The sequence below is a fragment of the Chryseobacterium rhizoplanae genome (genome assembly GCF_900182655.1).
Lineage (GTDB): Bacteria > Bacteroidota > Bacteroidia > Flavobacteriales > Weeksellaceae > Chryseobacterium > Chryseobacterium rhizoplanae.
This window is the reverse complement of record NZ_FXTC01000009.1, coordinates 145,233-160,798: the sequence shown is the minus strand read 5'-3', so window position 1 is coordinate 160,798 and position 15,566 is coordinate 145,233. Positions and strand designations below refer to the sequence as shown.

General features: G+C 34.5%; 13 protein-coding genes. 5 read left to right on the top strand and 8 right to left on the bottom strand.

The window, feature by feature from the left end:
- Positions 1–85: 85 nt before the first annotated feature.
- Entirely contained in the window at positions 86–1,156 is a 1,071-nt protein-coding gene (locus tag FN817_RS18385) for a DUF4407 domain-containing protein (protein ID WP_142719198.1), read from the bottom strand.
- A gap of 150 nt (positions 1,157–1,306) precedes the next feature.
- The gene (gene ruvC, locus FN817_RS18380) at positions 1,307–1,861 is read right to left on the bottom strand and encodes a crossover junction endodeoxyribonuclease RuvC (RefSeq protein WP_142719231.1); all 555 of its coding nucleotides are present in this window, start codon (positions 1,859–1,861) and stop codon (positions 1,307–1,309) included.
- A 102-nt stretch (positions 1,862–1,963) separates the two neighbouring features.
- Here ruvC and FN817_RS18375 point away from each other — a divergent pair, with 102 nt between their 5' ends.
- Together FN817_RS18375 and FN817_RS18370 are read left to right on the top strand one after the other, a co-directional pair.
- On the top strand, positions 1,964–2,455 hold the full coding sequence (locus tag FN817_RS18375) for a hypothetical protein (RefSeq protein ID WP_142719197.1): 492 nt from the start codon (positions 1,964–1,966) through the stop codon (positions 2,453–2,455).
- A gap of 2 nt (positions 2,456–2,457) precedes the next feature.
- On the top strand, positions 2,458–3,816 hold the full coding sequence (locus tag FN817_RS18370) for a T9SS type A sorting domain-containing protein (RefSeq protein WP_142719196.1): 1,359 nt from the start codon (positions 2,458–2,460) through the stop codon (positions 3,814–3,816).
- A 30-nt stretch (positions 3,817–3,846) separates the two neighbouring features.
- Here FN817_RS18370 and FN817_RS18365 read toward each other — a convergent pair whose 3' ends face one another.
- Entirely contained in the window at positions 3,847–4,371 is a 525-nt protein-coding gene (locus FN817_RS18365) for a 2'-5' RNA ligase family protein (RefSeq protein ID WP_142719195.1), read from the bottom strand.
- A 78-nt stretch (positions 4,372–4,449) separates the two neighbouring features.
- Between FN817_RS18365 and FN817_RS18360 the strand changes: the two genes are divergently transcribed.
- Together FN817_RS18360 and FN817_RS18355 are read left to right on the top strand one after the other, a co-directional pair.
- Positions 4,450–4,773, top strand: coding sequence for a PadR family transcriptional regulator (locus FN817_RS18360; RefSeq protein WP_142719194.1), 324 nt, complete (start codon positions 4,450–4,452; stop codon positions 4,771–4,773).
- On the top strand, positions 4,770–5,489 hold the full coding sequence (locus FN817_RS18355; protein ID WP_142719193.1) for a hypothetical protein: 720 nt from the start codon (positions 4,770–4,772) through the stop codon (positions 5,487–5,489). The genes FN817_RS18360 and FN817_RS18355 overlap by 4 nt, the downstream gene beginning before the upstream one ends.
- A gap of 16 nt (positions 5,490–5,505) precedes the next feature.
- Here FN817_RS18355 and FN817_RS18350 read toward each other — a convergent pair whose 3' ends face one another.
- The gene (locus tag FN817_RS18350) at positions 5,506–6,618 is read right to left on the bottom strand and encodes a serine hydrolase domain-containing protein (RefSeq protein WP_142719192.1); all 1,113 of its coding nucleotides are present in this window, start codon (positions 6,616–6,618) and stop codon (positions 5,506–5,508) included.
- Positions 6,619–6,791: 173 nt separating this feature from the next.
- Here FN817_RS18350 and FN817_RS18345 point away from each other — a divergent pair, with 173 nt between their 5' ends.
- Positions 6,792–8,201 carry a pyridoxal phosphate-dependent decarboxylase family protein gene (locus FN817_RS18345; RefSeq protein ID WP_142719191.1) on the top strand — a complete coding sequence of 470 codons (1,410 nt, stop codon included), beginning with the start codon at positions 6,792–6,794 and terminating at the stop codon, positions 8,199–8,201.
- A 36-nt stretch (positions 8,202–8,237) separates the two neighbouring features.
- Here the strand turns inward: FN817_RS18345 and FN817_RS18340 are convergent, their stop codons facing one another.
- From FN817_RS18340 to FN817_RS18325, 4 genes are all read right to left on the bottom strand, one after another.
- On the bottom strand, positions 8,238–8,948 hold the full coding sequence (locus tag FN817_RS18340) for a Dph6-related ATP pyrophosphatase (protein ID WP_142719230.1): 711 nt from the start codon (positions 8,946–8,948) through the stop codon (positions 8,238–8,240).
- 31 nt (positions 8,949–8,979) lie between these two features.
- Complete coding sequence (locus FN817_RS18335; protein WP_142719190.1) at positions 8,980–9,888, bottom strand: HNH endonuclease family protein; 909 nt, start codon at positions 9,886–9,888, stop codon at positions 8,980–8,982.
- On the bottom strand, positions 9,881–11,974 hold the full coding sequence (locus FN817_RS18330; RefSeq protein ID WP_142719189.1) for a hypothetical protein: 2,094 nt from the start codon (positions 11,972–11,974) through the stop codon (positions 9,881–9,883). The genes FN817_RS18335 and FN817_RS18330 overlap by 8 nt, the downstream gene beginning before the upstream one ends.
- 89 nt (positions 11,975–12,063) lie before the next feature.
- Complete coding sequence (locus FN817_RS18325; protein WP_142719188.1) at positions 12,064–15,411, bottom strand: methylmalonyl-CoA mutase family protein; 3,348 nt, start codon at positions 15,409–15,411, stop codon at positions 12,064–12,066.
- Positions 15,412–15,566: the final 155 nt, after the last annotated feature.

Below are 15,566 nucleotides of genomic sequence, written 5' to 3'. Positions count from 1 at the left end.
AGGTTAGATTTTATTTATTAAAAAATTAATTATTATAGATTTTTTCTCTAATGTTTAGAAGTGGATGACATAATGAATTATTATTTTAATTTTTCAAATTATCCTTAAAATTTTCAATCCTGAAATCGGTCAAAGCATTTCCCTTTTCAATTTTCTCTTTGGAATACAATCTGAAATCATTTTCTGTTTTTTCTAAAAGATAGTCATAAGGCCCTATTTGAGAAATTAATTTTACCAGAACCGGAGATATCTCAAGACAGATAAACAAGCCCATAATAAAAGCTGCTGCTAATCCTATAATTGCCGAATTTTTACCTAATTCATCCAATGCCTGAAGCCTTGCTGCAAATCCGTTGAATTTATCCTCAAAAGTCTCTGTAGATTTTCTTTCGGTTTCAAGGTTCGTATATACCTTGGATATTTCTTTATCCAGATATTCCAGTCTGGGAGCAGCTTGCTTTTGATAATTTTCAAGATCCTGTCTGCGCTGCTCTTTTAATTCCTGTTTACGTTTTGCATTCGGTCCGTAACCTTCTTTTCCACTGGTTAAGCCCGACTGTTTCCCCAGAATTTCCTTTTCAAGTTCTACTGATGCGGAATCATAGGCTTTCTGATACTGTGCTACTTTTCCTGAAATCTGTTGTTTTTCGGTTTCAAAAGGCCCGCTCTGCTGAAGAATCCTTCCGTTCATTTCACCCTGAAGCTGTTTTTTATTCCTTTGGATGATTGTATTCAACTGTTTATTTACCTCTTTCTCGAAAATTTTAAGCTCTAATGGTTTTGAAATAATAATCCCTAAAAATGTAGCAAGGATAAGACGGGGAATAGCCATCAGAATCTGATTCCACCAGGTTCCTGTTTTTTTAATCGAAGAAACAATATAACGGTCAAGATTAAAGATCATCAGCCCCCAAAGAATTCCAAATCCTATGGAAACCCAGATATTGTCGAATACCGTATACATCGCATAGCCTGCAGACAAAGTGGCGAATACTGCAGTAAAAAGTACAATCCCCCCAATTCCGGAAAACTTATTCCATTCACTCGGAGTCTTTCTTAAGATATGGATGTTCCCGCCGGAACATACCATCAGAAACTTTTGGAACCAGTTTATTTTATGAGTCCCTTGATTTATAGTTTGTTGGTTTGTTTTCATAACTGAAAATTTATACAAAGGTAGTACTAAAAATCATACCAATGTAAAAGATAGTATTATGTTTTACCAAGTAATTATGTGTGTTTTTGTAAAATATTGTTTTTTAGTGGTTTAAAACAGTAGTTTGAAAGAATATAAGAAAAGCCAAAATTATTTCAATCTATCCGGATTCTGCTTCAAAAAGCTTTCCCATCCGGTATAGGATTTAGTATCCGTTATAGTTCCGGAATTAAAATGATGGCATACCGCAACGGCAAGCCCGTCGGAAGCATCCAGATATTTGGTAGGGAACTCTTTTAAATTAAGAAGATTCTGAAGCATCCCCGCTACCTGTTCTTTACTGGCATTTCCGTTTCCTGTGATGGCCATTTTGATCTTTTTCGGAGAATATTCGGTGATAGGAATATTTCGGTAAAGGCTGGCAGCCATGGCCACTCCCTGTGCGCGGCCAAGTTTAAGCATACTCTGTACGTTTTTTCCAAAGAAAGGCGCTTCAAGAGCTACTTCATCAGGATGAAACTCATCGATAAGAGACAGCGTTCTTTCAAAAATATATTTGAGCTTTGTTTCGTGATTGGGATACTTTTTTAAGATCAGTTCATGAATAGAAACCATCTCCATTTTTCCTTTTTTTACGGAGATAATGCCAAACCCCATCACAGTTGTTCCCGGGTCAATACCTAAAATTATTTTCTCTGAAATCATTGCCTCAAAGATAGGACTTTCTAAGTTTTTTAAGAGTGAAAAAGTATTGGAAATGACTTTCATTTATATTTAAAACTTTAGTACCTTTAAACAAAAATGATTATGAAAAATGTATTTAATGTACTCATTGTTCCTGTTTTTCTGTTCTGTAGCTTTCAGAAAGAGAACGGATTAACACAAAAAAGGCAATCGCTTTCTGAAACTGTGACAAGAAAAGGCGAGCGTATTATTTATTTGTTTTTCAAGGCAGATAAAGATCAATCCGGAAATGCAAAAATTACTCTTCAGAACAGCAAAATTACGGATGGCAGACTGAAGCAGATTTCTTCCTTCGAAAGAAGTGATGCTCATAAAGGAGACTTTATTATTACGCTGACAGGGTCTGACGGAAAAGAAGTTGCCAGACAGCTTGTGAAAGATCCTTTTAACCCTGAATTGGAAGTATACGAAAAAGAAGGGATTTCCAGACATAAAGCTTCCCTTCAAAGCACGGAATTCAGTGCCCGCTTTTCCTATTCTGAAAATGTTCAGACGGTAAAGGTTGAAAAGGCAACCGATGATGGAGCACAACTATTATTCACCAAAAAACTATAATTATGAAAAAAGTTTTATTATCCCTTTTAGTTGGTAGCAGCTGCTTTGCCCAGACATTCGATACTGTTCCGCTTTTACAGAACGGAGACAACAGCAAAAGGATTATTATTGCTGTTTTAGGAGACGGATTCACTGCTGCACAGCAAACTGCTTTTACAACATCAGCTCAGAATACGGTCAATTATCTTTTTACAAAGAGTCCCTATACGGAATATAAAAATTACTTTAATGCTTATGCCGTAAAAGTGATTTCCACAGAATCAGGGGTGAAACATCCGGGCACAGCAACGGATGTTACTGAACCTGTAATCCCGGTTACCAATCCGAACAATTATCTGGGCTCAACATTCGATGTTGGAGTTCACAGATGTATATATAGTAATACAACCAATAAAGTAGGTCAGGTACTGGCTGCGAATATTCCTGATTATGATATTACTTATATCTTGGGGAATTCTACAGAATATGGAGGCTGTGGAGGAACTTATGCTTTTGCTTCATTAAACGGATCTTCAAATGAAATTGTAGTGCATGAGCTGGGACACTCTTTTGGAAAGTTGGCAGATGAATATTGGTTCTCAGGTTCACTGGAATCTCCTAATAAAACACAGAATTCCAATCCTGCAACGATCAAATGGAAAAATTGGGTAGGATTGAATGGAGTAGGAGTGTATGCTCATGCTGAAAGTCCTAGCTGGTTCCGTCCGCATCAGAGTTGTGAGATGAGGTATCTGAACCAGCAGTTCTGCTCCGTATGTAAAGAGGCAATTATCGAAAAAATCCATAGTTTAGTTTCTCCTATAGATTCCTATACACCTGCCAATAATACGACTGTAGATGCTACATCTAATGTTACTTTTGCAGCTACTGAAATTCTTCCCAATCCTAATACTTTAGTCAATACCTGGATCTTGAACGGAACAACGCTTGGATCAACAGGGAGCAGCGTTACCATTACTCCTGCCCAATTGAACAATGGAAATAATACATTAACATTGTCCGTAGTGGATAATAATCCGCTTTTGAAAGTTGATAACCACAGCACTCTGCATGTTACTACGGTTTCATGGACACTGAGTAAATCTACCCTTAAACTTTCAGAAGTAAAAGCTGAAGAAAGACGTTTCAGTGTTTATCCGAACCCTACAGACGGAGAATTTTTCATTAAAGGAAAACAGGATTTTTCAAAAGATGTAAAAGTAGAAATCTATGATACTTCGGGAAAACTGATTCCATCAAGATTTGAATTTAAAGATGCCGGAATTAAGATTGATATTAAAAACTTTCCGACAGGTACATATCTGCTGAATGTAAAAGAAAATAAAAACCTGATTCTTTCTCAAAAGATCATAAAAGAATAAATTGAACAAAACCGGCTCCAGCAGCCGGTTTTATTTTTCCAGTTTTTTCTCTGCTATGGGTATCCATTGTCCATCGTGACGGAGAAGAATTATTTTATCGACTAAGAACTTAGTTTTGTATTCCTTTGTTTCATATTTTTTCCAGGCTTTAAGATAATTTTCCCAACTCAGATCTCTGAATCCTACAGTTACATGAGGGTTAAAAGAATACAGGGCAAAATTAAAATACTCTTTTACTCTAAGATAAAGCGCGGTTAAATGAATATTTTCTTTCGGCTGAATATAGAGTACAGGGTTTTTAGGATTAGCAAAGCTTCCAAAGCCATCCAGTTCTACTTCAAATGGTGTGATTTCTGTATTGATCTTTTGAAAAGCATCATGAATATCATCCTCCAGTTCAATTTCCCTGGAAAAGGGAGGAAATAGTGTAATATGGGCTTCATTTTTCAAAGCCTTGGAATTGGCATAATTCATTGCCAGGTCTTCTTTAAATATTTTTATTTCTTCAACAATCTTCCGAGGAGGAAAAATCGCTATGAAGTACATTTTTTTCATAAAGCAAATTAAAATTTTTATATTAAATTTATATACATAAGAAAATTATGCATATGTTTGCAAGGTATAAATCATTTTATGAAAAAGAATAGTCTTTATAAAGGTACCCTGCAGAATATTATTTTGAAGCTTCTTTCCAAAGAAGTTAAAATGTATGGATATCAGATTACCCAAAGGGCGAAAGAACTCACAGAAGGTGAGCTTGAAATGACGGAAGGAGCACTTTATCCATTGCTGCACAAACTGGAGAGTGATGGGATGATTATTTCTGAAATTCAGAAGATCAACGGAAGAGACCGGAAATATTATCTGCTGACTGAAAAAGGAAAAACACAACAGGCAGAAAAAGAAACCGAGATGAAAAGTTACTTATTAAACCTACAAACCATATTCAATTTATGATAACCGGAGAACAGGAAAATAAAATTACAGATTATCTGATCGCTCAGCAGCTTTCATTGGATATTATGGTAGAAATCAGAGATCATATGATCAGTCAGATTTCAGATCTTCAGAATAAGGATAATATCAGTTTCGAGGATGCTTTTTTAAAGACAAAAGAATCCTGGAATGGAGAATTTAAGTTAGTTAATTATCTGCTATTCTATCCAACGGCAATCCCTTTGATTGCCAAGAGGATTATACAGGAAAAATATGCCGGGCTTTTCAGAAAATCTCTAATGATAGGGCTGCTGGCTTTAATAATTAATTTATTGTTGATTTTTATAGCAAAAAATCAGGACCATTATAATCTGTTTTTCAAACTGCTTAACGGGTCTTTTTTATTGGGCTCAGTATTGATATTGGTTTTTAATTATAAGATCTGGAAATACCTGAAAGCAGATTTTAAATATAAAGGGAAAAGCCTTTATACAATGTATCAACAGAATATAGGATTGATGGTTGTATGTGCTTCTTCAATGGCACAGGTTGTCATGAAAAACGGAAATTATGCTTATCAGTTTTTCAGAGAACACAACCATTCTGAAGTTTTTCTGACTTTAGTGACCTTGATTTTGCCGTTTATACTGCAGACGGCACTTGTTTTTGCTGTATTCAATTTTATGGAACACAAAAAGAGTTTGGTGAAAATGCAGGAATTCCTTAAACCCGCATAAATAATACACCATTCAACTAATGTTGTGATCTAAGCTGTGTAAGAGTATTCTCAAGATGATCTGTGATCTTTTTTACTTCAATATGAGGTCTGAAGATCACTCCTTTCCCTTTTTCTTCATCGGCAATATTAGAAAGGATGATTACGGAAGTTTTGGTGTCCGGATAATAGATATTTAATGAAGGAGAACCTTTTATATAGCCGCTGTGGAAATAAGAATTGGGTTTCCCGATATTAAGCATGATACCATAAGCGTAGCCCATTTTTCCAAAGATTGCATGGCGTCTTTCTGCGCTTTTTGCCATGAATAACTTCAGGGTTTCAGGCTTTAAAATTTTTCCGCCATACAAAGCGTTGTTCCATGAATGAAGATCCTGAATGGTAGATAATATTCCGCCAGCCGGAGTTCCGATTTCTGCACCGCCTAATCTTTTCGGCATATTGGGAACTTCCTGAAATTTAGCAGGAGTACCCAGATAAGCACTGGCAAAATTATTTCCTTTAAAAGTGTCTCCTGTAGAAGAATGTTTCATTCCTGCTCTTTTAAAGAGTTCCTGAACATTTTCAGCATAGGACTTTCCGGAAACTTTTTCCACAATCTTTCCAAGAGTATTGAATCCGTCGTTGGAGTAGAAGAAGTCGGATCCGCTCTTAAACATCAGCTTTCCTCCCACTATATTCAATCCTGAAGTATGATTTAATAATTGATGAATCGTAATGTTTTCATATTCTTTACCCTGGAATTCCTTCAGGTATTTTGAAACTTTATCAGTCACATTCAGTTTTCCCTGTTCCATTTGAAGTAAGACCAAAACAGCGGTGAACTGCTTGCTTACCGAACCTATGGCAAAAATAGTATTGCTGTCAATTTTAGTTTTCTTCTTAAAATCAGAATATCCGTTTTCTCTTCTGTAAAGGGGAATGGTGTCCTTAAAAACGGCAATGCTTCCATTGAAATGGTACTTTTTAAAAGTAGAATCAATCTGCTGTTCTAAAAGTGTTTTCTGAAAAGCTGCAACAGTAGAATCAATAATGGCTTTTTTATCAACAGGAGTGGCTTTTGGAGCCTCAGTTGTTGTACAGGAAAATAAAACGCAGAATAGGGTCAGGAATACTAAATTTTTAATCACAGGTGTTGTATTTTTAAATAATGGTTGTTACTCTTAAAGATACTAAAATATCCAAGAGCATTAAGGGATGCAAATTACGTGCTAGGAAGGGCCTTGAATCAATTTTATATGGATTTAATGGGGTTGTTTAGTGAGCATTTAATACATTTGATAGAGAAAATGTATCACAAAATATGAATGAACACTTGAAAAATGATTCAGCAAACATCGGAAATCTGCTGAATATCATCAAAGAACAGGGAACAGATTACCTGAATTCTATTGAAGAAAGATTAACATCAGTAATCAATAATACTATATCGGAGAGGCAGGAGCTTCCGGAATCAGGATTAGGAACAGAAGAAGCTTTAAGGGTTTTTAATGAAAAATTTGAACCGACCATGGTTGGATCGGGAGGGCCGAGATATTGGGGATTTGTAACAGGAGGAGCTACACCGGCATCGATAGCAGGTGACTGGCTGACGACGGTTTATGACCAGAATCCCCAGTCAGTAACAGAGCAGGGAGATGCTTCCGCAAAAATAGAGATGGAAACCATACAGCTTTTACTGAAACTTCTTCAGCTTCCGGAAAGCTTTCTGGGAGGTTTTGTATCGGGAGCTACGATGTCTAATTTTACCTGTTTGGCTGTTGGTCGTCAATGGCTGGGAAAAGAGCAGGGAAGAGATATTGCCAAAGAAGGCGTTTCCGGAACAGTAAAGGTACTTACGGCGACACCTCACTCATCTTCAATAAAATCATTGTCACTATTGGGACTTGGCAGCGGTAATATCATTAAGATCAAAACGGAAGAAGGAAACCGTGAAGCAATCCATATCAAAGATCTGGAAGAAAATATTCTGAAGCTTAATGGTGGCCCATTTATATTAATTTCAAGCGGAGGAACAGTAAATACGGTGGATTTTGATGATTTTAAAGCGATCAGCAGGTTAAAAGAAAAATACAATTTCTGGTGGCACATTGATGCTGCTTTCGGTGGTTTTGCAGCTTGTTCGGAAACGCATCAGCATCTTGTGGAAGGGTGGGAATATGCCGACAGTATTACAGTAGATTGCCACAAATGGTTGAATGTCCCTTATGAAAGTGCAGTATTTCTGATTAAAGAGCAATATAAAATTTTACAGGTAGAAACTTTTCAAAACTCCAATGCTCCTTATCTGGGCGATCCGTTGGAGAATTTCAGCTATTTAAATTTCCTTCCTGAAAACTCAAGGAGATTAAAGGCTCTTCCGGCATGGTTCTCTCTCATGGCATATGGGAAGAAAGGTTACCAGGAGATTGTAGATAATAATATAACATGGGCACAACAGTTTGGCCAGATGATTGAGAACAGTCATGATTTTAAACTGCTGGCTCCGGTAAGATTGAATACGGTCTGTTTTACATTAAAAGATGATACAAGACAGAATGAGGTAGAACAATTTCTTGAAAAGCTTAATGACACGGGAAAAGTTTTTATGACACCTACTTTTTATAATCAGCATAAAGGAATAAGAGCCGCTTTTGTAAACTGGATGACCAGTGAAAAAGATATCAGACAGGTATTTGATCTCATGAATGAAATCATTGCTGAAATACAATAATATATTGAAAAAGCCTGTGGATTAATATTCACAGGCTTATTTTATCAGCAGATCACAAAACCAGAAAACATATTCGCTGTCTTCTTCTTCAGGAGTTATTTTAGGTTTAGGATAAGTCTTTTTGACGGTTTCTCCAATTTCAAATTGAACAGGATTTTTAAAAATAGGGCCATCAAAAGTGAAGGTATGAAACTCTCCATTTTCTCCGCATGGATCTACATTTTCAGGAAGATCATCTATGAATTTCTGATCAATAATCCGTCCTGCAAAGCTTTTATCCAGATAAGTTCCGTTGACGCAGGTTACAATGGTTTTAAAACCAAGATCTAAAAATTCACGGATGAGGTTGGATGTATCTTGTTTCCACAGGGGAAATACGGCTTTCATACCGACAGCATTTAATTGATCTTCTCTGTATTTTCGCAGATCTTCCAGGAAAATATCACCGAAAACGGAATGGGTAATTCCCTGAGCCTGAATTCCGGTCATTGTTGTACTCATGATTTGCTGGTATTCTTCCATTGACGGTTCTTTAGGAAGCTCCATTTTAATCAATGGAATTCCGAGACTTTCTGCCTGTTTTTCCAACAGAGAAATATGAACTCCATGCATGGAAATCCTTTGAAATTCCTGAGTAATACTTGTAAGCAGTGTAGAAATCTCATATTGATCTTCCTGTAGTATCTTATAAAGGGCAAAAGCAGAATCTTTTCCGCTGCTCCAGTTGAATAAAGCTTTTGGTTTCATTGTAAAAATAACAAGCCTCATTGGTAGTTTATTAATAAGTGTTTTTTAATAGTTCATCAATAATATCTTTTTTGAATTTACTGAATGGACGTTTATGGTAATCTTTTTCCTCAACTTCAATACCAAACAATAATTTGTAAGCCTCATGTTTTGTAGTGAAATTTTGAAAGCTATCAATTAATATTTTTAAATAATTATCAGAATATTTATACCTTAAATTATATAAGTCTATTAATTCTCTATCAGAATGGGTATCATAAATCTCTCTTGTTTTATTAAAATCCAAAGTTTTTTTTACTTTTAAATTGGTTTCATTATACCTTGTAATTGTCTTGGGAGTTTTTAAATCCTTTAAAATATAATTAAATGTAAAACTTTGATTTGTATCTTTTGAATAAGGATGATTAATATTTATAATTGCATTTTCCCATCCTCCTTCAGGACTATTATTATGTTTAATATGGTTGCATGAATGACAACTTGGTATAAGATTATAAAAAGATAAGGCTAAAACATAATGACTTTCTTTTGGAAACCAATGGTCTAGTTCAGCCCTAGTTCTATTCTTTACAATATCTAAAGTGTAATTTCTATTACAATAAACACAAGAATCAATATTTAATTTACTTAAAAACTCCTTTGCGTGGTTCTTTTGGAAATTAGTATAGCCTGTTTGAATAAATGTACTTTTAATCAAATCTTTATGATAATTTGAGAAATGTTTTTTTTTGAATTCTTCATTGATTTCTTGTAAACGCTGCGGTGTCCCAGATATTAAATCTTCTTTGTAATCTGATAAAAATCTGATAAAAGTATCAGGTAATTTTTTTTGTTTTCTATTTCTTAAAATGTAACCATCAGAAATTATTTTTTCAAAAAAAATGCTGATTTTCGATTCATGAAAATCAATTGCTTCTTTTGTTGGTATTATATTAATCATTTTCTTTAATTTTTAGACCTAATTCAATAGCTCTCACTTTTAGTTTTTCAATTTCAAGTTTTTCATCAAACTCATTTGGAAAGCGAGAAAAATACATTTCTTCAAGTTTATTTTTTAGCAGTGGTTCATCAATTAAATCTATAATTCTTTTATACTCTTTTTTGTTTTCAGATGATACTTCTTTTTCATTAAGCCAATCAATTATTTCATTAATTTTGTTTTTTGCAAATTCACCCATCAAAAGTTTACTATCATTATGTTCAAAGAAAAAACTATTAGATAATAAATCATTGATATTTGCTCCAAATGTATTTTTATTTGAAAAATCTTCACTTGGCAATCCTTTTTTTAGAAATAAAACATTCTGTTTCGGAATATCAGAAAGTATAAAAGGTGAATGAGTTATGAATAAAATATTTATATTTGGAATGTAGTCCTTATAAAGGTCTTTAAAGTCTATTTTTTTTATATAATCTAACAAATCTTTTACAAAAGATTTTTGTTGCTCAGGGTGATAATATAGTTCGATTTCATCAAGGATAATATTAAAGTTACTATATATTATTAAATCTTCTTTTTTTCTATTAAAATTGACTGATAGTAAATTTCTTAGATGGTAGATAATCGAATTAAGACTATAAATTCTTTGTTTTTCGCCAGAACTTAAATTCGATAAAGAATTATTTTCATCTTCATCAAAATATAATTCAATATCAATAAATGATGGAGGTAGATATTCTATTAAATATGTAAATAAATGATCATCAGGTAAAGTTATTTGGCTGTTTATCTTATCAAATATTTCTTTAAATGTATACTCTTGATTATATTCTTGTAAATTAACGGTTTGAGAATCTATATAGTTTTGATATTTATAAAAATTTAATGCTTGCCTTAATTTTAATGTGATATGACTTCTGTCTTCATATAATAAATTAACTAAACCTTCCAATTGCTCTTCATCTCCAGAATCAAAATCTTTAAATTCGGAAAAAGTATTATATCTTTCAGTAATAGAACAAATCTTGTTAATTATATATATGACACTTTCTTGATAAATAGTTTCTTGTTTATAATCAATAAATACCTCATTAAAAAATTTTTGATATAGTTTGGGAAAAATGTTATTTATAAAGGTTGGTTCATTTAAATTATACTCATAATTAGATTTATTACGATATCTAAATTTTATTTTTTGGATAGTTTTGTTTTCAATTAATTCATTAGAATGAATAATTTCTTTACTGAAGACAATTGCAAGTAATCTTTGTCTAACTAGATAATTTTCAGTGTTAATATCTATATTTCCCTTATCTCTAAAAGGATTTATTACAATAGGTGTTTGATATGAATCATTTTTGTGAAATAATTTTTCAATCCAATTTCCAGATTCTTCAGAATTTAATCCATATATTGAGTAATTAATAACTAAGTTGTAGAATATTTTTTTAGCATTTTCTCTTAACTTGATTTTAGTGGAAATATCTATTGTACCATTAGTGTAGGAAAAAAGAAATAATGACTCTTCTTTAATACCTAAACAAAAGATTTCATTTTCAATTTCATAGAAAATATTAATACCTAAATCTGTAGTGTATTTATCATATTCTTTAAACTTTGTCTTTGGTCTTGTAAATCTATTTAAATTCCCAACTAAATTTTTTGCAGACTCTTTAAGGTTTGAGTCTCTATTTTCAATAGTCTTATTTTCAAATATTTGTTTAAAATGCCCAAACGCAATTTCGAAGATTTCAGGTTTAAAATCTTCAATTTCTGAAAAATCAGTCTCTTCAGCATCTAGAATTTCAAGTATTCTCGAAATTTTATAAAAAGTCACGTATAATAATTCAACTAAAGCACTTTTGCCACTCCCATTTTTACCAACAATAGCTGAAATGTTTACTTTTTCCTCGTAAAGGCTTTTAGGAACTCTTTCTTTATAAATAACTTCGGTTATATTTCCTGATTTATTTTTATTAAATTGATAATCACTATAAAACTGATAAACTGTATTTGGATGTAAATTTTTTATAAAATTTGCATTATGTCCATGTAAGGGTTGTATTGCAATTAATTTAAAACTCATGGTTATTTTATTTTTTCTAAAGTAATAAAAAAAACCTCAAAGAAATCCTTTGAGGTTTAATTTATAAAAAATGTATGTCCAGTTGCGGACTACATGTTTCTTCTGTATTTACCACCCACTTCAAATAAGGCATTGGTAATTTGTCCTAAAGAACAGTATTTTACAGCATCCATCATCACTTCAAATAAGTTTTGCTGGTTGATGGCTGCATGTTGAAGTTGTTTCAGAGCTTCTTCAGATCTGCTGTCGTTTGCTTGCTGGAAGTTGTGCAGAGATTCAATCTGTGCCTGTTTTTCCTCTTCTGTAGAACGGATAACTTCTCCTGGTAAAACAGTTGGTGAACCGTCTTTTCCTAAGAAAGTATTTACCCCGATAATCGGATATTCACCTGTGTGTTTCAACCATTCGTAATGCATAGATTCTTCCTGGATTTTTGAACGCTGATACATTGTTTCCATTGCTCCAAGAACACCGCCTCTTTCTGTGATTCTGTCGAATTCTGTATATACAGCTTCTTCCACAAGATCCGTTAATTCTTCAATGATAAATGATCCCTGAAGCGGATTTTCGTTTTTAGCCAATCCTAATTCTTTATTGATGATTAACTGGATTGCCATCGCTCTTCTTACCGATTGCTCAGTAGGAGTCGTGATTGCTTCATCATAAGCATTGGTGTGGAGTGAGTTACAGTTATCATAGATTGCATACAGCGCCTGAAGAGTTGTTCTGATATCATTGAAATCAATTTCCTGAGCGTGCAGAGAACGTCCTGAAGTCTGGATGTGGTATTTCAGCATCTGGCTTCTTTCGTCAGCTCCGTATTTTAATTTCATAGCTTTTGCCCAGATTCTCCTTGCCACACGCCCGATTACTGAATACTCAGGGTCGATACCGTTGGAGAAGAAGAAAGATAAGTTTGGTGCAAAATCATTGATATCCATTCCACGGCTTAAGTAATATTCCACATAAGTGAAACCGTTGGCCAGTGTAAATGCTAACTGAGAAACAGGGTTTGCTCCTGCTTCAGCAATATGATATCCTGAAATGGACACAGAGTAGAAGTTTCTCACCTTCTCTCTGATGAAATATTCCTGAACGTCACCCATGAGTCTAAGGGCAAATTCAGTAGAGAAGATACATGTATTCTGAGCCTGGTCTTCTTTTAAGATGTCAGCCTGAACGGTACCACGAACGGTAGCAATCGTTTTAGCCTTAATTTCTGCATATACATCTGCAGGAATTACTTCATCACCCGTTAATCCTAAAAGCTGTAATCCTAAACCATTATTGGATGGAGGAAGTTCACCTTTGTATTTGGGTCTTTCTAAACCTTTATCGTCAAATTTTTCCTTAAGTTTAGCCTCTACTTTAGCTTCTAAACCGTTTTCTTTGATATATTTTTCAACATTCTGATCGATGGCAGCATTCATAAAGAAAGCCAGTAGCATTGGTGCAGGACCGTTGATGGTCATTGAAACTGAAGTCAGTGCATTCACCAGATCAAATCCGGAATACAATTTTTTAGCATCATCCAATGTCGCGATAGAAACCCCTGCATTTCCGATTTTTCCGTAAATATCCGGTGGTAAAGCAGGATCCTGACCATATAATGTTACAGAGTCAAAAGCTGTGGATAAACGTTTTGCAGGCATTTCTGCAGAAACATAATGGAATCTTCTATTGGTTCTTTCGGGGCCTCCTTCTCCCGCAAACATCCTTGTCGGATCTTCACCAGTTCTCTTGAACGGATAAATTCCCGCCGTATAAGGGAAGCTTCCCGGAAGGTTTTCTTGTCCTTTCCATTTGATCAGATCACCCCAGTCAGTGTATTTTGGCAATGCAATTTTTGGAATTCTCAAATGGGATAAAGATTCTGTGGAAGTTTCTACCTTAATCTCTTTTCCTCTTACAAAATAAGAATAGAATTCTGCCTGGAAAGCTTTTTTCGTATCATCCCAGGTTTTCAGGAAGTCTATATTTTCCTGTTGAAGGTGTTTTTCTGCCTTTTGATATTCAGCATCCAAAACCTCATTGGAAATTATATTTTTTACGCCTTCAATATGATACATTGTTCTGGCCAGTTCAGCCTGCTTTTCAATATTGGCGTCATATTGTTTGTTGTTTTCAACGATTTCAGAAAGGTAACGAACTCTTTTTGGTGGAATAATGGTTACCTCGTCTGTGATTTCCTGCTCTACAAATGCGTTTAGTTTTAAATCAGCAAATTTTTCGTTTACTTTAGAAATTAACCTGTTGTATAGTTCCGTTGTTCCGTGGTCATTAAACTGAGATGCTTTTGTAGCATATACAGGCATGTCTTCCAATGGGCTTTCCCATAGAAGGTGGTTTCTCTGGAACTGTTTTCTTACAGCCTGAAGAGCATCAAGAGCTCCTCTTTTGTCAGATTTGTTTAAGGCTACAAGATCTGCGTAGTCTAGCATGTCGATTTTTTCCAGCTGTGTAGACGCTCCATATTCAGGAGTCATTACATACATAGAAACATCGGCAAAATCTGAAACTTCTGAACCAGACTGTCCGATCCCTGACGTTTCAAGGATGATGACATCAGGATGAGCCAGCTTCAGTACATTCAATGCAGAATGAATGAATGGAGAAACGGAAACGTTATTTTCTCTGGTGGCCATAGAACGCATATAAACTCTAGGATCGTTGATCGCGTTCATACGGATTCTGTCTCCTAATAAAGCCCCTCCGGTTTTCTTTTTCGAAGGGTCAATGGAGATAATGGCGATTTTTTTATCAGTATTTGAACGTAAGAAACGTCTTACCAATTCATCTGTTAAAGAAGATTTACCAGCTCCTCCGGTACCTGTAATACCAATAATTGGAATGGTTAAATCTTTAGACTTTTCATCAATTGCTTTTACAAGCTCAGGTTTTTCTTCTGAGAAGTTTTCAACAGCAGAGATAATGCTGGCGATGCTTGTTGAGTTTTCAAAGCTGATGGCATCCAGATCTTTTGCAGTTACATCTTTTCCTGTTGCAAAATCTGATCTGTGTACAAGATCATCAATCATTCCCTGAAGCCCGAGTTCACGGCCGTCATCCGGAGAATAAATTCTGTCTATTCCATAAGACATCAGGTCTTTGATCTCTTCCGGAAGAATTACACCGCCGCCGCCGCCAAAAATTTTGATCTGTGGTGAATTTTTTTCTCTCAAAAGGTCATAGATATATTTGAAATATTCTGTGTGACCTCCCTGATATGAAGTTAATGCAATAGCATTGGCATCTTCCTGGATTGCTGTATTTACAACTTCCTCTGCTGATTTATCGTGTCCTAAATGGATCACTTCGCATCCTGTTCCCTGAATAACACGACGCATAATATTGATCGCAGCATCATGCCCATCAAATAATGAGGCAGCAGTTACGATTCTTACCTTGTTGGTTGGAGTATATTTTTGGGTTTCCATAAAAATTCTAGAAAGTTTCTAAGTTCTCAAATATAACAATAAAAAAAGAACCGCGTGTTTGATTTTATCCTTTTGATTGTCAGTTGATTGATTGTATTTATTTAATTGTATATCCCCTTTTTGGGTTGGATACCTGGAAAGTTGGGAAACCACAG

Bases quoted from the DNA above. Each gene is read 5' to 3' on its own strand.
- FN817_RS18345 (WP_142719191.1), top strand. From the start codon at position 6,792: ATGAATGAACACTTGAAAAATGATTCAGCAAACATCGGAAATCTGCTG.
- FN817_RS18375 (WP_142719197.1), top strand. From the start codon at position 1,964: ATGAAAAATGTATTTAATGTACTCATTGTTCCTGTTTTTCTGTTCTGT.
- ruvC (WP_142719231.1), bottom strand. From the start codon at position 1,861: ATGATTTCAGAGAAAATAATTTTAGGTATTGACCCGGGAACAACTGTG.
- FN817_RS18370 (WP_142719196.1), top strand. From the start codon at position 2,458: ATGAAAAAAGTTTTATTATCCCTTTTAGTTGGTAGCAGCTGCTTTGCC.
- FN817_RS18335 (WP_142719190.1), bottom strand. From the start codon at position 9,888: ATGATTAATATAATACCAACAAAAGAAGCAATTGATTTTCATGAATCG.
- FN817_RS18360 (WP_142719194.1), top strand. From the start codon at position 4,450: ATGAAAAAGAATAGTCTTTATAAAGGTACCCTGCAGAATATTATTTTG.
- FN817_RS18385 (WP_142719198.1), bottom strand. From the start codon at position 1,156: ATGAAAACAAACCAACAAACTATAAATCAAGGGACTCATAAAATAAAC.
- FN817_RS18355 (WP_142719193.1), top strand. From the start codon at position 4,770: ATGATAACCGGAGAACAGGAAAATAAAATTACAGATTATCTGATCGCT.
- FN817_RS18340 (WP_142719230.1), bottom strand. From the start codon at position 8,948: ATGAAACCAAAAGCTTTATTCAACTGGAGCAGCGGAAAAGATTCTGCT.
- FN817_RS18325 (WP_142719188.1), bottom strand. From the start codon at position 15,411: ATGGAAACCCAAAAATATACTCCAACCAACAAGGTAAGAATCGTAACT.
- FN817_RS18365 (WP_142719195.1), bottom strand. From the start codon at position 4,371: ATGAAAAAAATGTACTTCATAGCGATTTTTCCTCCTCGGAAGATTGTT.
- FN817_RS18330 (WP_142719189.1), bottom strand. From the start codon at position 11,974: ATGAGTTTTAAATTAATTGCAATACAACCCTTACATGGACATAATGCA.